Origin of the sequence: Enterobacter sp. CGMCC 5087, assembly GCF_003144775.1 — a bacterium.
Lineage (GTDB): Bacteria > Pseudomonadota > Gammaproteobacteria > Enterobacterales > Enterobacteriaceae > Enterobacter > Enterobacter cloacae_M.
This window is the reverse complement of the sequence record NZ_QFXN01000081.1, coordinates 1-20,638: the sequence shown is the minus strand read 5'-3', so window position 1 is coordinate 20,638 and position 20,638 is coordinate 1. Positions and strand designations below refer to the sequence as shown.

Annotated in this window: 21 protein-coding genes, 1 other RNA gene and 5 pseudogenes; 13 read left to right on the top strand and 14 right to left on the bottom strand. The window is 49.7% G+C overall.

Going from position 1 to position 20,638, the window contains the following annotated elements:
• Positions 1 to 3 precede the first annotated feature (3 nt).
• A complete protein-coding gene (locus tag DEO48_RS07385; RefSeq protein WP_029741023.1) occupies positions 4 to 489 on the top strand; it encodes an OmpA family protein in 486 nt (161 codons plus the stop codon).
• Between the two features lie 2 nt (positions 490 to 491).
• Here the strand turns inward: DEO48_RS07385 and DEO48_RS07380 are convergent, their stop codons facing one another.
• The 4 genes and pseudogenes from DEO48_RS07380 to DEO48_RS07360 form a co-directional block, all read right to left on the bottom strand.
• Entirely contained in the window at positions 492 to 1,862 is a 1,371-nt protein-coding gene (locus tag DEO48_RS07380; protein ID WP_109844780.1) for a PepSY domain-containing protein, read from the bottom strand.
• 39 nt (positions 1,863 to 1,901) lie between these two features.
• Positions 1,902 to 2,306, bottom strand: a complete 405-nt coding sequence (locus DEO48_RS07375; protein WP_109844779.1) for a DUF2946 domain-containing protein — start codon at positions 2,304 to 2,306, stop codon at positions 1,902 to 1,904.
• 632 nt (positions 2,307 to 2,938) lie between these two features.
• On the bottom strand, positions 2,939 to 3,493 hold the full coding sequence (locus tag DEO48_RS07365; RefSeq protein ID WP_104950304.1) for a hypothetical protein: 555 nt from the start codon (positions 3,491 to 3,493) through the stop codon (positions 2,939 to 2,941).
• Positions 3,490 to 3,818 (bottom strand): annotated as a pseudogene (locus tag DEO48_RS07360) (tyrosine-type recombinase/integrase); the annotation flags it as partial. The pseudogene DEO48_RS07360 and the gene DEO48_RS07365, both read right to left, overlap by 4 nt.
• Before the next feature lie 7 nt (positions 3,819 to 3,825).
• On the opposite strand from DEO48_RS07360, the pseudogene DEO48_RS27120 reads away from it, so the two are divergent.
• Together DEO48_RS27120 and DEO48_RS07355 are read left to right on the top strand one after the other, a co-directional pair.
• Positions 3,826 to 4,038, top strand: a pseudogene (locus tag DEO48_RS27120) (phage tail protein); the annotation flags it as partial.
• Between the two features lie 60 nt (positions 4,039 to 4,098).
• Positions 4,099 to 4,472, top strand: a pseudogene (locus DEO48_RS07355) (phage virion morphogenesis protein).
• Between the two features lie 117 nt (positions 4,473 to 4,589).
• Here the strand turns inward: DEO48_RS07355 and DEO48_RS07350 are convergent.
• Positions 4,590 to 5,762 (bottom strand): hypothetical protein, encoded by a 1,173-nt coding sequence (locus DEO48_RS07350; RefSeq protein WP_109844777.1) that lies wholly within the window; start codon positions 5,760 to 5,762, stop codon positions 4,590 to 4,592.
• Positions 5,755 to 7,533 carry an AAA family ATPase gene (locus tag DEO48_RS07345; RefSeq protein WP_104950301.1) on the bottom strand — a complete coding sequence of 593 codons (1,779 nt, stop codon included), beginning with the start codon at positions 7,531 to 7,533 and terminating at the stop codon, positions 5,755 to 5,757. The genes DEO48_RS07350 and DEO48_RS07345 overlap by 8 nt, the downstream gene beginning before the upstream one ends.
• Positions 7,534 to 7,825: 292 nt before the next feature.
• Between DEO48_RS07345 and DEO48_RS07340 the strand changes: the two genes are divergently transcribed.
• From DEO48_RS07340 to DEO48_RS07330, 3 genes and pseudogenes are all read left to right on the top strand, one after another.
• Complete coding sequence (locus DEO48_RS07340) at positions 7,826 to 8,440, top strand: phage baseplate assembly protein V (RefSeq protein WP_375232168.1); 615 nt, start codon at positions 7,826 to 7,828, stop codon at positions 8,438 to 8,440.
• Positions 8,437 to 8,577: pseudogene (locus tag DEO48_RS07335) on the top strand (baseplate assembly protein); the annotation flags it as partial. The gene DEO48_RS07340 and the pseudogene DEO48_RS07335, both read left to right, overlap by 4 nt.
• A 26-nt stretch (positions 8,578 to 8,603) precedes the next feature.
• Positions 8,604 to 8,994 (top strand): annotated as a pseudogene (locus DEO48_RS07330) (phage tail protein); the annotation flags it as partial.
• Positions 8,995 to 9,146: 152 nt separating this feature from the next.
• Here DEO48_RS07330 and rplS read toward each other — a convergent pair.
• The 5 genes from rplS to ffh all read right to left on the bottom strand — a co-directional run bounded on the left by rplS (position 9,147) and on the right by ffh (position 12,618).
• A complete protein-coding gene (rplS, locus tag DEO48_RS07325; RefSeq protein WP_002914145.1) occupies positions 9,147 to 9,494 on the bottom strand; it encodes a 50S ribosomal protein L19 in 348 nt (115 codons plus the stop codon).
• 43 nt (positions 9,495 to 9,537) lie between these two features.
• Entirely contained in the window at positions 9,538 to 10,305 is a 768-nt protein-coding gene (gene trmD / locus DEO48_RS07320) for a tRNA (guanosine(37)-N1)-methyltransferase TrmD (protein WP_015571574.1), read from the bottom strand.
• A 31-nt stretch (positions 10,306 to 10,336) separates the two neighbouring features.
• Positions 10,337 to 10,876 carry a ribosome maturation factor RimM gene (gene rimM / locus DEO48_RS07315; RefSeq protein ID WP_029741020.1) on the bottom strand — a complete coding sequence of 180 codons (540 nt, stop codon included), beginning with the start codon at positions 10,874 to 10,876 and terminating at the stop codon, positions 10,337 to 10,339.
• A 15-nt stretch (positions 10,877 to 10,891) separates the two neighbouring features.
• A complete protein-coding gene (rpsP, locus tag DEO48_RS07310) occupies positions 10,892 to 11,140 on the bottom strand; it encodes a 30S ribosomal protein S16 (RefSeq protein WP_003863133.1) in 249 nt (82 codons plus the stop codon).
• Between the two features lie 116 nt (positions 11,141 to 11,256).
• Positions 11,257 to 12,618 carry a signal recognition particle protein gene (gene ffh / locus DEO48_RS07305; RefSeq protein ID WP_014884878.1) on the bottom strand — a complete coding sequence of 454 codons (1,362 nt, stop codon included), beginning with the start codon at positions 12,616 to 12,618 and terminating at the stop codon, positions 11,257 to 11,259.
• Between the two features lie 166 nt (positions 12,619 to 12,784).
• Between ffh and DEO48_RS07300 the strand changes: the two genes are divergently transcribed.
• Together DEO48_RS07300 and DEO48_RS07295 are read left to right on the top strand one after the other, a co-directional pair.
• Positions 12,785 to 13,576: an inner membrane protein YpjD gene (locus DEO48_RS07300; RefSeq protein WP_109844786.1), complete on the top strand. Its 792-nt coding sequence runs from the start codon at positions 12,785 to 12,787 to the stop codon at positions 13,574 to 13,576.
• Positions 13,577 to 13,595: 19 nt separating this feature from the next.
• Complete coding sequence (locus tag DEO48_RS07295; RefSeq protein WP_032665125.1) at positions 13,596 to 14,882, top strand: HlyC/CorC family transporter; 1,287 nt, start codon at positions 13,596 to 13,598, stop codon at positions 14,880 to 14,882.
• 51 nt (positions 14,883 to 14,933) lie between these two features.
• Here DEO48_RS07295 and grpE read toward each other — a convergent pair whose 3' ends face one another.
• Positions 14,934 to 15,527: a nucleotide exchange factor GrpE gene (gene grpE, locus DEO48_RS07290; protein ID WP_023308880.1), complete on the bottom strand. Its 594-nt coding sequence runs from the start codon at positions 15,525 to 15,527 to the stop codon at positions 14,934 to 14,936.
• Positions 15,528 to 15,649: 122 nt separating this feature from the next.
• Between grpE and nadK the strand changes: the two genes are divergently transcribed.
• The 3 genes from nadK to bamE all read left to right on the top strand — a co-directional run bounded on the left by nadK (position 15,650) and on the right by bamE (position 18,752).
• The gene (gene nadK / locus DEO48_RS07285) at positions 15,650 to 16,528 is read left to right on the top strand and encodes an NAD(+) kinase (RefSeq protein WP_008502500.1); all 879 of its coding nucleotides are present in this window, start codon (positions 15,650 to 15,652) and stop codon (positions 16,526 to 16,528) included.
• An 85-nt stretch (positions 16,529 to 16,613) separates the two neighbouring features.
• Positions 16,614 to 18,275, top strand: a complete 1,662-nt coding sequence (recN, locus tag DEO48_RS07280) for a DNA repair protein RecN (protein WP_109844776.1) — start codon at positions 16,614 to 16,616, stop codon at positions 18,273 to 18,275.
• A gap of 138 nt (positions 18,276 to 18,413) precedes the next feature.
• A complete protein-coding gene (bamE, locus tag DEO48_RS07270) occupies positions 18,414 to 18,752 on the top strand; it encodes an outer membrane protein assembly factor BamE (RefSeq protein ID WP_008502502.1) in 339 nt (112 codons plus the stop codon).
• A 103-nt stretch (positions 18,753 to 18,855) separates the two neighbouring features.
• Here the strand turns inward: bamE and DEO48_RS07265 are convergent, their stop codons facing one another.
• Both DEO48_RS07265 and DEO48_RS07260 read right to left on the bottom strand, forming a co-directional pair.
• Entirely contained in the window at positions 18,856 to 19,143 is a 288-nt protein-coding gene (locus DEO48_RS07265; RefSeq protein WP_109844775.1) for an RnfH family protein, read from the bottom strand.
• A complete protein-coding gene (locus DEO48_RS07260; RefSeq protein ID WP_024908332.1) occupies positions 19,133 to 19,570 on the bottom strand; it encodes a type II toxin-antitoxin system RatA family toxin in 438 nt (145 codons plus the stop codon). Before DEO48_RS07260 ends, DEO48_RS07265 begins: the two co-directional genes overlap by 11 nt.
• 156 nt (positions 19,571 to 19,726) lie before the next feature.
• Between DEO48_RS07260 and smpB the strand changes: the two genes are divergently transcribed.
• Positions 19,727 to 20,209 carry an SsrA-binding protein SmpB gene (smpB, locus tag DEO48_RS07255; protein WP_008502505.1) on the top strand — a complete coding sequence of 161 codons (483 nt, stop codon included), beginning with the start codon at positions 19,727 to 19,729 and terminating at the stop codon, positions 20,207 to 20,209.
• An 89-nt stretch (positions 20,210 to 20,298) separates the two neighbouring features.
• Positions 20,299 to 20,638: a transfer-messenger RNA gene (gene ssrA / locus DEO48_RS07250) on the top strand; the annotation flags it as partial.

Here is a 20,638-nt window from a genome sequence, read left to right as displayed (position 1 = left end):
ACTATGTTAAAACGTTACTTCGCGCCGATAGTTCTGGCCTCACTGGTTCTGGCAGGCTGTCAGTCGCCGCCGGAAGGTAAATTTACACCTGAGCAAATTTCGGCGATGAAGTCTTACGGTTTTAACGAACTGAACGGTGACTGGTCGCTTGGCATGTCGGACACCATCCTGTTTGATAAAAATGACGCCAGACTGCGCCCGGAAAGTGAAACGCAGATCCAGTCCATGGCCTCTCGCCTGGCGGAAACCGGCCTGAACCACGCGCGAATGGACGGTCACACGGATAATTACGGTGAAGAAAGCTACAACGAAGCGCTGTCGTTAAAACGCGCCAATGCCGTGGCCGATGCCTGGGCGAAGGGCGCAAATATCCCGCGCAGCAATCTCACCACGCGGGGGTTAGGTCAAAAATACCCGGTTGCGAGCAACAGTACCCCGCAAGGGCGCGCTGAAAACCGCCGCGTCGCAGTGGTGATCAGCACGCCATAGGGTTATTTAGCGGAGGATTCGGCGAGCGTCACCCTGGTTGCCGCTCGCCAGCGCAGCCAGTCCACCAGAACAAACAGCGCCAGACTCACGCCCATGACCGGCAAGGCCAGCCCCAGCAGTATGCTGATTACCACCGTAACCCCTCTTCCCCATCCTGACAGCGCCAGCCAGCTCTGACAAAGCGTCTGTACCGGACTCACTGCCGACCGTGCCGGACGACGCATCCACCACATCCGGTAACCCCAGACGATGAGCACGCACAGGGCGAGGCCGAACGCCACCAGCAGCAGCTGATTCACCAGCCCAAATAAGATCCCCATATGGAAATCCACGCCCCAGCGGGTCAGTTTTGCCATTAACGGGAAATCCTCGAATCGGGTTCTGTCCACGACCTGCATCGTAGAAGGATCAACCGCAGCGGCGTCCACCTGGGTCGGCCAGCTGCGATCGATTTCCGTCACGGTCCAGGCGCTATCCGCCGTTTTTGCCGGGCGGATCTCCAGCCTGTTGGCATCAATTCCTGCGTTACGGGCCGCGCTTAATACTCCGTCAAACTGCGTCAGATCCATCGCCATTTCCGGCATCATCATTCCGCCGTGATGGCCCCGGTGTTCGGCATGCTCATCCACGATCTCCTGTTGGCCGGAAAGCGTCGTGTTCACCTGCGGGGTGAGCCAGTTCATCTCTGCCCGCAGCTTATCGACGTTCCCGCCTGCCCATTGAGACCATGTCAGGCCGGTTGCAGAGAACAGCAACATTCCACCCAGCAGACTCCAGCCCAGAGTCACGTGCAGGCGACGACGATTCTGGAAGCGATTGTTGATCCGCCGTTTGGGTCGGGTATAAAACCACAGGGCAATACCGCCCAGCGCGGCAACCCACATCCAGGAGGCAGCAAGCTCGCTGTAGAGCCGACCCACGTCGCCCAGCATCAAAGAGGTATGCAGGTAATCAATGGTCTGACGCAGCGGCAAAATCCCGCTGGTGCCGTATACCGTCATATCTCCCAGCACCGCCAGGCTTACCGGATCAATAAAAATAGCCCGGTTCTCCGATGGCCCAAGCGTCGGGTCAGCAAACATCACGCGGGTAGTTTCGCCTTCAGCCAGCCCCGGACGCACGGCGTGCAAATGCAAATCTGAGCCAACGGTTTTTTCCGCCACGGCGATTTGCTCCGCCAGCGGCTGCAGCTCGCCTACGGAATTCGTGTGGAGCGCGTGCCGGTAGAGCGCATTCTCCAGCTGTGGAGTCGCCACATACAGCGTACCGGTCAGCGCGGCAAAGAAGATAAACGGACCAACAAAAAGCCCGACGTAGAAATGGAGACGACGCAGCAGGTTTCCCCATGCCGCGCGCGGAGTGCAGGTAGTCATACTTTTCCTTTTTAAGGCAGTAAATTATCGATTTATTTTTTAAAGGGAAAAAGCAGACTGCCGCGGCGGCGCGCGGGTATCAGGGTAAAGCCAGGGGAAAAAGTGCCAGTGACTGACCGCCTGGCGCGGCGGCTTAACGCGAAGCCTCTGCAGCACCGCGCTGAGCAGGGCGATCAGCGCCAGCATCACGCCAGGGACATGTGCTAACAGCACGCAGTAGCCGCACGCTTCAGCATGGTCGACAGGCATCGTATGCGGCATATTGCCCTGATGCTCGTCCATCGACATCATACTCATGTCATGATGCATGCCCGGCATGGCGCTCATGGGATCTTTCTGCAAGGAGACGGAGATAAGCGGCGCTACCACGATCAGCAGGATCGCAAACAGCGCGGTCAAGGCCGCTGCGCGTTTCCGTTTAGGCTGATGCAGTACGTTATCCACGTCCCCTCCATTCAAGAGGCAAGCATTGTAAATGATTTATGACGAAAGGGTTAACGCGAGAGGTGCGATGGGATAAAAAAAGGGCCAGCCTTTCGGCCAGCCCTTTCTAACAGGATGTCGCTTAAGCGAATCTTAGTTCAGACGCTTTTATTCCAACATATTGAAAAAATACGTATTTAAAAAAAGAATGTTAGATGTATCACAAGTGCAACACGAGGCCATCGAGAACATACTGCATGGACATATAATGGACACTAACACTCAATGATATAGACACTCAGCTAAACATTTTCTCCATCTGTTCATGGAGCTCATGAATCTCATGACTAGTTGGCAAATCCTGTTTTGTTAGTTTTTCGAGCTTCTTACGTGATTCCTCATCTAAGGAGCTCTGGTCTATAGCTGGTGCTTTTTGCTTGAACTTTCTTAATTTTCTTAGAAGAATGTGTTTCGAGCAACATTCATGCATCCAAGTAATGAGTAATGGTAAACTTAACGAGATAAATACAATACCTTGATAATAAATAGTTGGAGATAAGGATACGATAAGAAAATCTTTATATTTATAACCAATAAAGAATGTAATTATCATATTAATGAATAATGTTATGAGATAAATTCTCAAAGATGTATTACTCTTCATATTCACTCATCCCTTCAGTACGAGCATTTTTGATAAATGGCTCGGGATCTACTTTAAACTCTTTTAGTTCTCTTGACAGCTTTCTCATTGCAAGCATGACGCAAATCAACATTGAAGAAACAGCACCTTCAATATATTTAGAAGCATTAGTCTTCATCCCAACTGGCTGAGTAAAAAATATTTTATGTTTTACCGACACTTCATATACATCAACAAACTCTCTATATAAAACAAGCGCTGGGATTTCCAAGTCAACATTGACTTTATTAGCAATAATATATTTATTAAAAATCATTTGCTCAGACTTATCTTCAAATTTAGGTTGAAGCAATGAACTTATGGAAAAATCTGTCGCGCCAAAGCGTTCAACCAATTCATCATCTTCTGTCTTATCAGCAAGTTCCTTTTCATCATTAAATGAAATAAAAAAACGTTTACCTTTCCATTCAACAGTAAAGGTTCTACTTGAAATAGGATCATCAACAAATTTAAAAACTGAAGATTGCGACACGGCATCGATTACTTGTTGTTTTGTGACTTTCATTTTTTCACTATCCCCACACCCATTTTACAAAATACAATTAACAGACCTGAATCATTTGTTAAATAAAATACGATTAAACTTAAATTTTCAATATTATTTAATGAATTCAGTGCAACAACCTCCTCCAAATGTTCTGGAGCGAAATGTGCATAGCGCATAGTTTCACGAATATTAGAATGCCCGAGTATTCTTTGAAATACTAGTATATTTCCACCGTTAATCATAAAATGGCTGGCGAAGGTATGTCGGAGCGCATGTGTTTTTTGGCCATCTGCAAGCTCGATGGCTGTGAGCTTAAGCATTTTTTGAATTCCTGATAGCAAGGATGAAGGCGCAAGCGTGGTTTTATCTATGTGGCCGATATAAATAACGACGACAGCATCGACTTCAGCATCAGCCTGTTGCTGACAGAGCGAACTCTCGTCAAAGAAGTCGGCACCGAACTGTAGGTCGAACATGCACCAGAGCCGCCGGAGCGGGTGACCCGTCCGATGCAGCTCTATGTTCACGGTGAGCTTGTGAGCGAATGGCATGAATGCCTTTAAGCCTTTGATGACTGGCTAGCCGGATTGATCGCAGCACAGTCACCGGCGAGCCGCCGACGAATGACCGCAGAGATCGCGAAGACACTGCGTACCCGACAGCAACGCCGCATTAACACGCAGAAAGCGCCGGACGGCACATCCTACGCAGCCAGAAAGCGCCAGCCGGTCAGGGTAAAAAAGTCAGGGTTAATCGTGATATATTCGAAAAGCTTCGCACCAATCGCTTTATGGAAGCTACCGGGCAGGATGATGCGGCCGTGGTGGAGTTTACTGGCAAGGTGCAACGTATGGCTCAGGTGCACCAGCTTGGGCTTAAAGACCGAACGAGCCAAAATAGTCGAGTTGTGCTCTACGAGGCTCGCCCATTACTTGGTTTAAATCTTGATGATAGGTATTTTCTTGAAAAGATAATTATTAAGCATTTGAGGTTATAGCTAGTTATTCTTGGTTAGAACCTGAATCAACCTAGTAGGACTCAAACATTGACACCGACTCCAACTAGGTTGATTGTTTTTATTTTAATGATGGGAAAAATAATTCTTCCAAAATGGTTAGCGATTTACTTTCTCCATGAAATCTAACAAATCCATTTTGAATTTCCCATAAATAATTTCGTATGGTAGTTTAGCTCTGTCATAATCAACTATATCAACTAGGAATTCTTCATAGGTCATAGTGGCGTTCCACTTCGCATAATAACTATTAAAAAGTGACATAATTCTAAGTATCTGACGTTTAGTCTCTCTTTTATTATACACACCTAATAGTTTGAATAACTTAATATTATTGTCAACATTAGTGTTTGTTGCAATGAATCTCACTCTCGATCCTGATTCTTTTTTATAAAGCATAGCCAGAGCTAATGCTTCGATGTCGAAAATAACATGCTCATCTGAACCTTGAACATAAGGGTTTGCATGGGGAGGAGACAAAGTATCTTTGTCTCTCTTGAATAAAGAGTTACATGTATTGCAACAAGGGATAAGGTTATAAATGCTTAATGAAAAAATTGGATATTTTGATTTTGGAAGAAAATGATCAAGAGCCTGCCTATAAACTCTACTCTCATCAGTTATATTTCCCACTTGAGATTCGTTACACATCGGGCAATAATCCAATGCAAGCTCATCACCAACTTTACGAAGTACTTCACTAGGTATGGATTCATAGGACATTATATTTTTTAACTGCCTAACCCATTCAGGAGCTACTTCTAGGTCTATATTCCCATCATTTAAAGTTGCATAGATTTTTTTGCAACATGATTTTATTGAGTGTGCATCATTAGAGTTATTTAGTTCTGATATATAAAAATCAACGTAATGACTTTGTAGTCTTCTATTGACAATTGAGATTTCATTTATTGCATCGCTCTTGAGTGCGCATATTCTATTAAGATTTGCATCGCCTCTTAGATGTATCCTCATTATTTCAAGTATCGAAGATATCTCGTTCAGGTCAGTTCCTTTGAAAAACTTTTGGGGGTTGTAGCATTCAGAAATAATAGGATATAGGTTGTTTACTTCTGTTAAAACATCTAACAAGTCATTAAAACTCGCAGTTATTATTTTGAGAAAATTTTGGCTCAAGTAATATTTAAATTCACGGTATTCCGCTGTTTCATCATTGTACTCATTTATCTTATTGAGAAACACCATATCAGAAACAATATTATAGTACTCTTCAATGAACTCTGGAGAGAAATTAGTAGGAACTTTAATCATTTTTCACCCCCAAAATATATGTAAGGAATTTATTTTTTATCAGAGATGTTATATATTCATTGTCGTTAATAAATGATCTGTCATTCTTCCTTTTAACTAACTCTTCCACCTTCTTCAAAACTCTCTCACCAACTGTTGCTTTTAAGAAAAAACCTTGGCTCATGGTTTTTTCAATTGATTCCCCAAAGCCAATTGACTCAAGTGTGCCTGTAACTATTTCTCTATTGTGGCCTCGAGTCAAGGATATTATATCTACAGGTAAGAAATCAGAAGCAATTATAGGTGAGTGCGATGACATTAGTATTTGAAAACTTATGGTTTCATTAAATTCATTTAACATATCTAATATGTCTGAAAATATTTTCCGTTGCCACTCTGGATGCAAGTACAGATCTATCTCATCAAGAAGTAATAGTATTTTTCTTTTATTTCTCGAGGAGTTTATTTTATCAATTGAATTATATAGGCTCGAGAAAAGATGTAACAATGAAACTTCCCCACTACTCAACCCATTCCATTCGATGCTAAATAGCGCATCAAATTCTTTAGGCAATGCATTTGACATGCTTATTAAATCCGCGGCGGTTCCGGGTGAGTTTATATAAAAATTCAACTCTAATTCATTTGTTCTTATTTTGTCATTACTGCTAAATAACTTGTATATTATTTCTTGGACGAGGTTAACATCCTTTTTGAGTTTTATGAGCTCTTTAATTACTTTATCTTCATCGGCGACCAATGCGTGATCTTTAATTGTAAATTCTATTTCATTTATATAATTCCGATCATTGGAGAAGAATAATGCCACTACAAATTTTAAATATAAAAAGTCAGCATTGTGCTTGTCGCTTGTTAATTTTTTAGAAAATGAATAAAGAATGGATGTTAGCGTAAAGAAAATTACATCTGATACTGAGTGAGCTAATTCACGATCGCTTGAAAGCTTACTGAAAATAAAAGAAAAAAATGTTAACCCCCAATTGTTATTTTTGAAATTAGTATAGGACATAAAATCATTATACTTGATAAATTGATATTCTTTTGAAGGGTATCCATATGGGGTTGGTGTGTTATTGTATTTTCCGTAATAATGATTAAAAAGAGAAATAAGCATATCGCCATACTTATTTCTAAAGTCAGAGTCTTTTAGTATGGCCTTTGTTCGCTCCGCGCCAGAGAGTGAAAGTCTTGCTAAAATTGATATTTTGTCCTGATTTATAGTATCCGGTAGCGATCTACCAGCATTGATAAATTTGGCAATCTTAGCTATTTCTTGTTTTTTATTAGATTTGCCTCTACCTGTATTTGATAATGATATGTCGATAAAGTTTTTAGCTGTGCCCTTTCTACTACCGAATAAATATGAATTAAAATCAACAGTGTTGTTGGATTTAATCGTGAATATATCATTTTCAGTAAAGAAATCGACGGCGTTATAAATTATCTTGGTGGAGTAATGTGTGCTGATATGAGATGGTTGGATTCCTTTGCAAGTTACATATATTTTGTCATTAGAATGCCATACCATAAACCCAGTGTTTTCATTTTCATAATGAAAGTCCTCAATAAAGGTTAAAATGGTGGTTTTGCCCGTGCCATTTTGTCCAATTAATAGAGTTGAAGGAATATCATCATAATATATGTCACGGTCAATGCCTTTGCGGATGGTCAAGCTTTTATGATCATATTTGATTGAAAACTTACTACTTAATTTGATGAAACTATCAAGGACACCGTTATAATCCTCGATGTAAAGAGCTATTAATTCCATAGTGCAACCATTCTTAATTGAGTTTTTATATATAATACCCTTTTGTTAGGGCTTGTCCAAATTCTGACATAGATAGAGTGATCAGCTTCCCATTGAATCAATAATGGTATGTTTGAAAACGCGCATCTGGCGAATAGCTAGCCGCTTTATTTAAATATTATAGAAATCGCCCCTGCCTTGCAATAAGGGGATCAGATTTGCGCACTAACTTACTGACTGGCTGTTGTCTCATCCAGCATCAAACTCCGTTGAATTGCCGACATGCCCTCTTGGCGGCATCCTCTCCTAAACCATCCTTCAGGACATTCTGCGCCTACTGCACAATCTGATCCGCACTGGTGTCATCATCGATGATCGACCTCGATTCCGGTCGCTGCCGCGTGCAAACCGGCGGCATTGTCACCGACTGGCTCCAATGGCTGACCTCCCGTGCCGGGCGTGGGCACCTTCTGTGGGCAAGCAGGTGCTCATTCTGGCCATGGGCGGTGAACTCGATACGGCGTTTGTGCTGCCTGCCATTTTCTCTGATGAGCAACCCGCGCCCTCGACCTCTGTCGATACTTTTCACATTGTCTTTCCCGACGGTGCGGTTATCGAGTACGAACCCGAAACCAGTGCCTTAACCATGAGTGGCATTAAAACTGCCGACGTTATGGCATCTGACACCATCACCGCCACAGTATCCGTCGTGCTGGTTAAGGCCGATACTCGCGTCACGCTCGATACGCCCGAAGTCGTGTGCACCGACAAGCTCATCACCAGTACGCTCGAAGTGCTGAAAGGCGGGAAGATGAGCGGTGACATCAAGCACGCAGGCGGGAAATTTACCTCCAACGGCGTGCAGGTGGATGACCACGACCACGGCGGCGTGGAGCGCGGCAACAGCAGAACGGAGGGCACCCAATGATGAGCCGTTATATCGGTATGCATCGCGATACCGTCCGGGCCATTACTGACGCTGACCATATTCGCCAGAGCATGAGCGACATTCTGCGCACGCCGGTCGGATCGCGGGTGATGCGACGTGATTACGGTTCACCACTGCCGGGGCAGCGAAATTTGCGGCCGCACTGACGCCGGGTGGCAAAAAGGTCAACATCATGACGATGGCTGTCGGTGATGGTGGCGGTTCATTTCCTGAGCCTCATGCCGCCCAGACAAAACTCATTAATGAGGTCTGGTGCCATGAGTTGAATAAAATCAGCTAGGAAAAAAACACAAAAATTATGTGTTCGCCGAGCTGGTGATCCCGCTGAAAAGGGCGGCTTCTGGCTGCGTAAGATGGGGCTTTATGACGACACCGGCACGCTGGCCGCCGTTGGTAGCATGGCGGAAAGCTACAAGCCGAAACTGGAGGAAGGTTCCGGGCGTGCGCAAACCCTACGCACGATTATTATCCTGTCAGACTTTGAGTCCGTCGAGCTCGCTATCGATTCATCCATGGAGATGACAACCCTGGATTCGGCAGTTTTTTTATTGCCTGTGGCTAATGATCACTCATGGGCATTACGCGATCTGCGTGGACATTCCGTGGACACTAAAATGAAAAAGGGGTTAGCATTAGGCTAACCCCTTGTTTTCTACAAGCTTTCGGATGTTGCGAAAGCGCGTTATTAGTTCAGACGCTCTTTAATACGAGCAGACTTACCAGTACGCTCACGCAGGTAGTACAGTTTAGCTTTACGTACAGCACCACGACGTTTAACAGCAATGCTGTCAACTACCGGAGAGTGAGTCTGGAAGACACGCTCAACGCCTTCGCCGTTGGAAATTTTACGAACAGTGAATGCAGAGTGCAGACCGCGGTTACGAATAGCGATAACCACGCCCTCGAATGCCTGCAGACGTTTCTTGGAACCTTCAACAACCCATACTTTCACTTCCACGGTGTCACCTGGACGGAAGGAAGGTACGTCCTGCTTCATCTGCTCTTGTTCAAGTTGCTTAATAATGTTGCTCATAATTTAATCTCTTATCCTGGGTAAACTGATATTCGGGAGCGTATTACGCATTCCCATCATGTTCATGCTGCTGGTGCACGTGTTCAGTTTTGAACTCGGCCAGCAACTTTGCTTGCTCTTCAGTCAGAGCCAGGTTTTCCAGAAGTTCAGGTCTTCTAAGCCAGGTTCGGCCCAGCGACTGCTTCAAACGCCAGCGACGTATCTCGGCATGGTTTCCAGACAGTAACACCGCCGGTACTTCCATCCCTTCTAACACTTCAGGACGAGTGTAGTGTGGACAGTCCAGCAACCCATCGGCAAAGGAATCTTCCGTTGCCGAAGCTTCATGGCCCAGAACCCCCGGAATGAACCGGGCGACGGAGTCAATCAGCGTCATTGCGGGTAACTCACCGCCGCTGAGAACGTAATCGCCGATAGACCATTCTTCGTCAATCTCGGTTTGAATTACGCGCTCATCTATTCCTTCGTAGCGCCCACAGACCAGAATCAGCTTTTGATTCGTCGCCAGTTCGCTCACGCCCGCTTGATCAAGCTTGCGTCCCTGAGGTGACAGATAAATCACCTTTGCGCCTTCACCTGCCGCGGCTTTTGCTGTGTGAATGGCGTCCCGTAAGGGTTGCACCATCATTAGCATCCCCGGTCCGCCGCCGTAAGGACGATCGTCCACGGTACGGTGCCGGTCATGAGTAAAGTCACGAGGACTCCAGCTCTGGATGCTCAGCAGGCCATTCTTTACTGCCCGGCCAGTTACCCCGTAATCGGTAATCGCGCGGAACATTTCAGGAAACAGGCTAATTATGCCAATCCACATAGCGCCGTCTTTTACCGTTTATCCGGAGAATTTAAAAACCAGGATCCCAATCTACTTCAATGGTTTGAGTAGTGAGATCGACTTTCTTGATAACCTGTCCATCGAGGAACGGAACCAACCGCTCCTTGATGCCAAATGCATCTTTCAGGTTTGCCTTAATGACGAGAACGTCATTTGACCCGGTTTCCATCATATCGATGACTTTCCCCAGGCTGTAGCCTTCGGTAGTGACTACCTGGCAACCCATAAGGTCTTTCCAGTAGTAGTCGCCCTCTTCCAGCTGTGGCAACTGCGACGAATCCACGACAATTTCACAATTAGTCAGTGCATTCGCAGCATCACGATCGTCAACGCCTTTCAGCTTGATGATGATGTCCTGATTGTGGTGACGCCAGCTTTCCAGCTCGACCTCTTCCCACTTACCACCTTTCTGGATAAACCAGGGCTGGTAATCAAAAATGCTATCAGCGTCTTCAGTGGAGGAAAACACTCTGAGCCAACCACGGATACCGTAGCAAGAACCCATTTTTCCCAATACGATCGGTTCAACAGGTGCTTTATTGCTCATCATGACCACCGTGACAGATTAAGCTGCTTTGTTTGCTGCTTTGATCAGCGTAGCAACGCGATCGGAAACAGTAGCGCCCTGGCCAACCCAGTGAGCGATACGATCCAGATCCAGACGAGTTTCTTCTTCTGCGCCAGCGGCCAGTGGGTTGAAGAAACCAACGCGCTCGATGAAGCGACCGTTGCGTGCATTACGGCTGTCAGTTACAACAACCTGGTAGAACGGACGCTTTTTAGCGCCGTGACGAGCTAAACGAATAGTTACCATAACATCCTCTTGTGTGAATAAAACAACCGGGCCCCATCGAGGAACGGAGCCCGGGTGTCATATTAAAAGCCCGAAAATTTTACTCATTTTCGGGCAAAAAGCAATCTCAAAAGCGATTAACGCCCTGGAAAACCGGGTGGCATCATGCCTTTCATGCCGCGCATCATCTTCGCCATGCCGCCTTTCTTCATTTTCTTCATCATGCGCTGCATGTCGTCGAACTGTTTCAGAAGGCGGTTAACGTCCTGCACCTGCATGCCGCAACCGGCTGCGATACGGCGTTTACGGGAACCTTTGATGATGTCCGGGTTAGCGCGCTCTTTGAGGGTCATCGAGTTGATGATCGCCTCCATACGCACCAGCACCTTGTCATCCATCTGCGCTTTTACGTTGTCAGGGATCTGGCCCATGCCCGGCAGTTTGCCCATCAGGCTGGCCATGCCGCCCATGTTTTTCATCTGACGCAGCTGCTCAAGGAAGTCGGTAAGATCGAAACCGTCACCTTTTTTCAGCTTGCTGGCCAGCTTCTCGGCCTGCGCGCGGTCAACCTTGCTCTCGATATCTTCGATCAGCGACAGCACGTCGCCCATGCCGAGGATACGGGAGGCAATACGATCCGGGTGGAACGGCTCGAGCGCTTCAGTTTTCTCGCCCACGCCGAGGAATTTAATCGGCTTACCGGTGATGTGGCGAATGGAGAGCGCCGCACCGCCGCGGGCGTCACCGTCCACTTTGGTCAGCACCACGCCGGTTAACGGCAGCGCTTCATTAAACGCTTTTGCGGTATTCGCCGCATCCTGACCGGTCATGGCATCGACAACGAACAGGGTCTCTACCGGGTTGATAGAGGCATGTACCTGCTTGATCTCGTCCATCATCGCTTCGTCAACGTGCAGACGACCGGCGGTATCCACCAGCAGCACGTCGTAGAATTTCAGCTTCGCTTCTTTCAGCGCCGCGTTAACGATGTCGACAGGCTTCTGCGCCACGTCGGACGGGAAGAAATCTACGCCGACCTGCTCGGCCAGGGTTTCCAGCTGTTTGATCGCCGCCGGGCGATAGACGTCCGCAGAAACCACCAGCACTTTCTTCTTGTGCTTTTCACGCAGGAATTTACCCAGCTTACCGACGCTGGTCGTTTTACCTGCACCCTGCAGGCCCGCCATCAGCACCACGGCCGGCGGCTGAGCCGCCAGGTTAAGCACCTGGTTCTCTTCGCCCATCGCCGAAACCAGTTCATTACGAACGATTTTGACGAATTCCTGGCCCGGGGTCAGGCTCTTGTTAACTTCATGACCAACCGCCTTCTCTTTTACGCGGTTGATAAAATCACGAACAACCGGCAACGCGACGTCTGCTTCCAGCAGCGCCATGCGCACTTCGCGCAGCGTTTCCTTGATGTTCTCTTCAGTAAGGCGTCCGCGGCCGCTGATGTTGCGCAGCGTGCGCGACAAACGATCGGTTAAATTATCAAACATTGTCTCTCGCCTGAGTAGAAACGTTGGGCCGCCATGGGCGACACATACACAGAATTTTGCCGGAGTATAACATGAAGGCGCCTTTGTTGTTATGCAACGGTTGGAGCAGGCGTCACGTAACGTTATACTGCTTCTCTTTCTTATTAAGACAACTGTCGATGCCTATATGCCTGTTTTCGCACTGATCGCCCTTGTTGCCTACTCTGTCAGCCTCGCGCTGATCGTTCCCGGCCTGCTGCAAAAAAACAGCGGCTGGCGGCGCATGGCTATTCTTTCCGCGGTAATCGCACTGATTAGCCACGCGTTTGCGCTGGAATCACGCATCATTCCCGGCGACGGCAGTGTGCAAAACCTGAGCGTCCTCAACGTCGGCTCGCTGGTCAGCCTGATGATCTGTACGGTAATGACCATCGTCGCGTCTAAAAATCGCGGCTGGCTGCTGCTGCCGATCGTCTATAGCTTCGCGCTGATCAATCTGGCTCTCGCCACATTTATGCCTAATGAATTCATTACGCATCTGGAGGCCACTCCGGGAATGCTGGTGCATATCGGCCTGTCGCTTTTTGCCTACGCGACGCTGATCATCGCCGCGCTTTACGCCATGCAGCTCGCCTGGATTGACTATCAGCTGAAAAACAAAAAGCTGGCGTTTAACCATGAGATGCCGCCGCTGATGGTCATTGAGCGTAAGATGTTCCACATCACCCAGGTAGGCGTGGTGCTGCTGACGCTGACGCTCTGCACGGGCCTGTTTTACATGAAGAACCTGTTTAGCGTGGAGAATATCGATAAAGCAGTGCTCTCCATCATCGCCTGGTTTGTCTATATTGTCCTGTTATGGGGCCATTATCATGAAGGCTGGCGCGGTCGTCGCGTGGTCTGGTTCAACGTCGCGGGTGCGGGGATTCTCACCCTTGCCTATTTTGGCAGCCGCTTCATACAGCAATTTGCTGGCTAAGTAACAAAAGGAGTTCCCCCTGGAACACATCTCTACCACCACGCTGATCGTTATCCTGATCGTCATGGTGGTCATATCAGCCTATTTCTCCGGCTCGGAAACCGGCATGATGACCTTAAACCGCTACCGGTTACGTCATCGTGCTAAACAGGGTAACCGTGCCGCCCGTCGCGTTGAAAAACTGCTCCGCAAGCCGGATCGCCTGATAAGCCTGGTGCTCATCGGCAACAACCTCGTCAACATTCTGGCCTCCGCCCTCGGCACCATCGTTGGGATGCGCCTGTACGGCAACGCCGGGGTGGCGATTGCCACCGGCGTGCTGACGTTCGTGGTGCTGGTGTTTGCCGAAGTGCTGCCGAAAACCATCGCCGCGCTTTACCCTGAGAAAGTCGCCTACCCGAGCAGCTTCCTGCTGGCACCGCTTCTGATCCTGATGATGCCGCTGGTCTGGCTGCTGAACATGGTGACGCGCGTCCTGATGCGGATGGTGGGGATCAAAGCCGATGTCACCATCAGCAGCGCGCTCAGCAAAGAGGAGCTTCGCACCATCGTGCATGAATCCCGCTCGCAGATCTCCCGGCGCAATCAGGACATGCTCCTGTCGGTGCTGGATCTGGAAAAGGTGAGCGTAAATGACATCATGGTGCCGCGTAACGAAATCGTCGGTATTGACATCAATGACGACTGGAAAGCCATCGTTCGCCAGCTGACGCACTCCCCTCACGGGCGCATTGTGCTGTATCGCGACTCGCTGGATGACGCCATCAGCATGCTGCGCGTGCGCGAAGCCTACCGTCTGATGACCGAGAAAAAAGAGTTCACCAAAGAGGTGATGCTGCGCGCCGCCGACGAGATTTACTACGTGCCGGAAGGAACCCCGCTCAGCACGCAGCTGGTGAAATTCCAGCGCAACAAGAAGAAGGTCGGCCTGGTGGTCAATGAGTACGGCGATATTCAGGGGCTGGTGACGGTCGAAGATATTCTGGAAGAGATTGTAGGGGACTTTACCACGTCAATGTCACCTTCCCTCGCGGAAGAGGTCACCCCGCAAAACGACGGCTCGGTGCTGATTGACGGAAGCGCGAACATTCGCGAACTCAATAAAGCCTTTAACTGGCATTTACCGGAAGATGAGGCTCGCACGATTAACGGGATGATTCTGGAAGCGCTGGAAGAGATCCCGGCGGCGGGCACGCGGGTACGCATTGAGCAGTACGATATTGATATCCTGGACGTGCAGGACAACATGATTAAGCAGGTGAAAGTCCTGCCCGTAAAACCCCTGCGCGAAAGTATCGCTGAGTAAGGCTGTAGGCCGGGTAAGGCGAAACCGCCACCCGGCACTACGAATGGCAAATTACGCTTTCGCTTTCGCCACGGTCACCATCGCCGCGCGAATGGTACGGCCGTTCAGGGTGTAACCTTTCTGCATCACGCCCAGCACCTTACCGGCTTCCACCTCTTCTGACTCCACCATTGCAATCGCCTGGTGGACGTTTGGATCCAGCGGTACGTCGGTATCGGCAATCACTTCCACACCAAACTTACGCACCACGTCGAGCATGGACTTCAGCGTCAGTTCGATACCTTCGATCATTGCCGCGTTGTCCGGATTCGCTTTGTCAGCCACTTCCAGCGCGCGATCGAGGCTATCAATTACCGGCAGCAGTTCGTTGACGAACTTCTCCAACGCAAATTTATGCGCCTTCTCGACGTCCTGCTCGGTACGACGACGCAGGTTTTCCATTTCCGCCTTGATGCGCAGAACACCATCGCGTTCGCGATTCTGCGCTTCTACCAGTTGGGCTTCCAGATTCGCAATTTTTTCATCGCGCGGGTCCACCTGCTCAGCAGATGCGTCTGGCTCTACAGCCTCAACTTCATCGTGCTGTTCCGTGATAATTTCTTCAGGGGCTTGCCCCTCAGGCGTTTTCTGTTCTTTACTACTCATGAATTTCTCCGCGTTTTTCTGCATTCATCTCGCTAACTTCGCTTATTATGGGGATCAGTTTCCGGGATTCAAGGGAACAAGACAGATTGTCATCATTCATCAGGCACAAGGACCTCCAGAAAATGAATAATCATTTCAGGTGTATTGGGATCGTCGGGCATCCGCGTCACCCTACCGCACTAACGACACATGAAATGTTGTATCGCTGGTTGTGTAGCAAAGGCTATGAAGTGATGGTCGAGCAGCAAATTGCGCAGGAGCTGCAGCTGAAGAGCGTCAAAACCGGCACGCTGGCGGAAATTGGCCAACAGGCCGATCTCGCCGTGGTGGTGGGCGGCGACGGCAACATGCTCGGCGCGGCCCGCACGCTGGCGCGTTATGACATTAAGGTCATCGGCATCAACCGTGGCAATCTCGGCTTTTTAACCGATCTCGACCCGGACAATGCGCAGCAGCAGCTGGCCGACGTGCTGGAAGGCCACTATATCAGTGAGAAACGCTTTTTACTGGAAGCGCAGGTGTGCCAGCAGGACTGCCAGAAGCGCATCAGTACCGCGATTAACGAGGTGGTTCTTCACCCCGGAAAAGTGGCGCACATGATTGAATTCGAAGTTTATATCGACGAAATCTTTGCCTTCTCCCAGCGTTCCGACGGGCTGATTATCTCCACTCCGACCGGCTCAACTGCCTACTCGCTTTCTGCCGGCGGCCCGATCCTGACGCCCTCGCTGGATGCCATCACCCTTGTGCCGATGTTCCCGCACACGCTCTCCGCCCGCCCGCTGGTCATCAACGGCGATAGCACGATACGTCTGCGCTTCTCGCACCGCCGTAACGACCTGGAGATCAGCTGCGACAGCCAGATAGCGCTGCCGATCCAGGAAGGTGAAGATGTCCTTATTCGTCGGTGTGATTATCATCTGAATTTGATTCACCCGAAAGATTACAGCTATTTCAACACATTAAGCTCGAAGCTTGGCTGGTCAAAAAAATTGTTCTGATTTTGCATCCAGTACTTTACTGTATAAAAAACCAGTTTATACTGTATGAAAACACAGTTATGGTTTTTCATACAGGAAAACAATTATGCTGGCACAACTGACCATCAGCAACTTTGCCATTGTTCGTGAGCTTGAGATCGATTTCCACAGCGGCATGACGGCGATCACCGGGGAAACCGGTGCAGGTAAATCCATTGCCATTGATGCCCTCGGCTTGTGCCTTGGCGGCCGCGCAGAAGGCGATATGGTGCGCATGGGCGCAAACCGTGCCGACCTGTGCGCTCGTTTCTCCCTGAAAGACACCCCTGCCGCACAGCGCTGGCTGGAGCAGAACCAGCTTGAAGATGGACGTGAGTGTTTACTTCGCCGCGTGATCAGCAGCGACGGTCGTTCACGTGGCTTTATCAACGGCACGGCGGTCCCGCTCTCCCAGCTTCGCGAACTCGGCCAGCTGCTTATCCAGATCCACGGTCAGCACGCGCACCAGCAACTCGTCAAACCTGAACAGCAGAAAGCGCTGCTCGATGGCTATGCGGGTGAGTATGCGCTTACTCAGCTTATGGCGGAACACTATCGCCAGTGGCATCAGAGCTGCCGTGAACTTGCCCAGCACCAGCAGCAAAGCCAGGAGCGCGCCGCACGTGCGGAGCTGCTTGCGTACCAGCTTAAAGAGCTAAACGAATTCAACCCGCAGCCGGGTGAGTTTGAGCAAATAGACGAAGAGTACAAGCGCCTGGCGAACAGCGGTCACCTGCTCTCAACCAGCCAGAATGCGCTCAACATGCTGGCGGATGGCGAAGACGTGAACCTGCAGAGCCAGCTGTATAACGTCCGCCAGCTCATTACCGAACTGGCCGGCATGGACAGCAAGCTTTCAGGCGTCCTGGATATGCTGGAAGAAGCGGCGATTCAGATCTCCGAAGCCAGTGACGAACTGCGCCACTACTGTGAACGTCTGGATCTCGATCCGAACCGTCTGTTTGAGCTGGAGCAGCGCATTTCCCGTCAAATTTCACTGGCGCGCAAGCACCACGTCACGCCGGAAGAGCTGCCAGGATTCTATCAGTCTCTGCTGGAAGAACAGCAGCAGCTTGACGATCAGGCTGACTCGCAGGAGACCCTCTCTCTCGCGGTGAACCTGCATCATGAACAGGCGCTGGCGACAGCGCAAAAGCTGCATGAAATCCGTCAGCATTACGCTCAGGAGCTAAGCCAGCACATCACCGACAGCATGCACACGCTGGCGATGCCGCACGGTATCTTCACCATCGATGTTCGCTTTGAAGAGAACCACCTGACGGCAGAAGGTGCGGACCGCATCGAGTTCCGCGTCACTACCAACCCGGGGCAGCCGCTGCAGGCTATCTCCAAAGTGGCATCCGGCGGTGAACTGTCGCGTATTGCACTGGCGATTCAGGTGATTGCCGCGCGTAAAATGGAAACCCCGGCGCTGATTTTCGATGAAGTGGATGTCGGCATCAGCGGCCCAACGGCGGCGGTGGTAGGCAAACTGCTGCGCCAGCTAGGCGAATCAACGCAGGTGATGTGTGTGACTCACCTGCCGCAGGTCGCGGGCTGTGGTCATCATCACTTTATCGTCAGCAAAGAAACCGACGGCGAAATGACCGAAACGCACATGAAGCCGCTGGATAAACGTGCGCGTCTGCAGGAGCTGGCACGCCTGCTCGGCGGCAGCGAAGTCACACGTAACACGCTTGCGAACGCGAAAGAACTGCTGGCGGCATAAACTTTTTCGGGATCTCAGGGTCATACAGAACAACAAAAACGCCGCCAGACCGGTTTCAAAGTGGGGCAAGGTCTATTATCATCGGCATATTACATATGAGCCGCGTTCTGCTCGGGCCCGAAAAGGAATCAAATCACTATGCGTTGTAAAATGCTGACCGCTGCCGCAGCGGTTCTTCTGATGTTGACCGCAGGCTGTTCCACTCTGGAGAAAGTGGTTTACCGTCCTGACATCAACCAGGGGAACTACCTTACCCCTAACGATGTGTCCAAAATCCGTGTGGGGATGACACAACAGCAGGTCGCTTATGCACTGGGAACCCCGATGATGTCCGATCCGTTCGGCACTAACACCTGGTTCTATGTATTCCGTCAGAAGCCGGGCCACGAAGATGCGACCCAGCAGACCCTGACGCTGACCTTCAGCAGCGCCGGTGTGTTGACCAACATCGACAACAAGCCTGCCCTGACCAAATAATCAGAAGTCAGAAATGCAAAAAGGTGCTCATTGAGCACCTTTTTTGTTTTTCTTTTATCCCCTCGCCCCTTTGGGGAGAGGGTCAGGGTGAGGGGAAAACACACTACTTACCCGATTTCTCCGCACGCTGACGTCGCAGCTCTTTCGGGTCAGCAATCAGCGGGCGATAAATCTCAACCCGGTCGCCCTCTTTCAGCACATCACCCAGCTTCACCGGACGGCTATAAATCCCGACCTTATTTTTCGCCAGGTCAATATCGCTGCGAAGTTCGAGGATGCCGGACGCGCGGATAGCCGCCTCAACGGTTGCCCCCTCTTCCAGCGTCACGCGCCGCAGATACTGCTTCTCCGGCAGCGCGTAGACCACTTCTACAGCAATCTTATGCGACACTGTAAACCTCTTTGGCGCGGGTGGTGAACGCCTGAACCATATTGGACGCCAGCTCTTTAAAGATGCGGCCAAACGCCAGCTCAATCAGCTTATTGGTAAATTCAAAGTCCAGCTGGAACTCGATGCGACAGGCGTCAGCGCTCAGCGGCGTAAACTTCCAGCCCCCCATCAGGGTTTTAAACGGACCATCCACCAGATGCATCAAAATACTCTGATTGCTGGTCAGCGTATTACGGGTGGTGAACGTCTTGCTGATCCCCGCTTTGGAGACATCCACCGCCGCGGTCATCTGCGTCGGGCCGGACTCCAGAACGCGGCTCCCGGTGCATCCCGGAATAAATTCTGGATAAGACTGAACATCGTTCACTAACTGGTACATTTGTTCCGCGCTGTAAGGCACAAGCGCAGTACGGCTAATCTGAGGCATAGCATTTCCCATGGTCACACAACGGACAAATAATAACATTTATCACCTGTTAAAAAAACGCTAAGCCTCATCTCGTGCTAAGATAGCGCGTTAGACCTCACAGGACGCAATGAGGTGACTTTTTGAAATCAGATTACCGACGGCTTTACGACACTTATGACGAAGAAAAAAGCACATAAACCAGGCTCGGCGACCATTGCGCTCAACAAGCGTGCTCGCCACGAGTATTTCATTGAAGAAGAATTCGAAGCTGGCCTTGCGTTGCAGGGCTGGGAAGTAAAATCGCTGCGCGCCGGGAAAGCCAACATCGGCGATAGCTACGTGATCCTGAAAGATGGCGAAGCCTTCCTGTTCGGCGCGAACTTTACGCCGCTGACCGTCGCCTCCTCACACTACGTGTGTGACCCAACGCGCACCCGCAAGCTGCTGCTGAACAAGCGTGAGCTGGAATCCCTCTACGGACGCATCAACCGTGAAGGTTTCACCGTGGTCGCCCTGTCGCTGTACTGGAAAAACGCATGGTGCAAAGTGAAAGTTGGCGTCGCGAAAGGTAAAAAACAGCACGACAAACGTACTGACCTGAAAGAGCGCGAGTGGCAGCTTGATAAAGCGCGCATCATGAAAAACGCAGGACGTTGATTCTGCACACTTATTGTACTATTCAATAAGTTAGCGTTCCGGGCTGGTATCCAGGAAGTGAAATCTGGTATACTTAGTTCAACACTATTGGGGCTGATTCTGGATTCGACGGGATTTGCGAAACCCAAGGTGCATGCCGAGGGGCGGTTTGCCTCGTTAAAAGCCGCAAAAAAATAGTCGCAAACGACGAAAACTACGCTTTAGCAGCTTAATAACCTGCTCTGAGCCCTCTCTCCCTAGCTTCCGCTCTTAAGACGGGGATCAAAGAGAGGTCAAACCCAAAAGAGATCGCGTGGAAGCCCTGCCTGGGGTTGAAGCGTTAAAACTAATCAGGCTAGTTCGTTAGTGGCGTGTCTGTCCGCAGCTGGCGTGCGAATGTAAAGACAAACTAAGCATGTAGTACCGAGGATGTAGAAATTTCGGACGCGG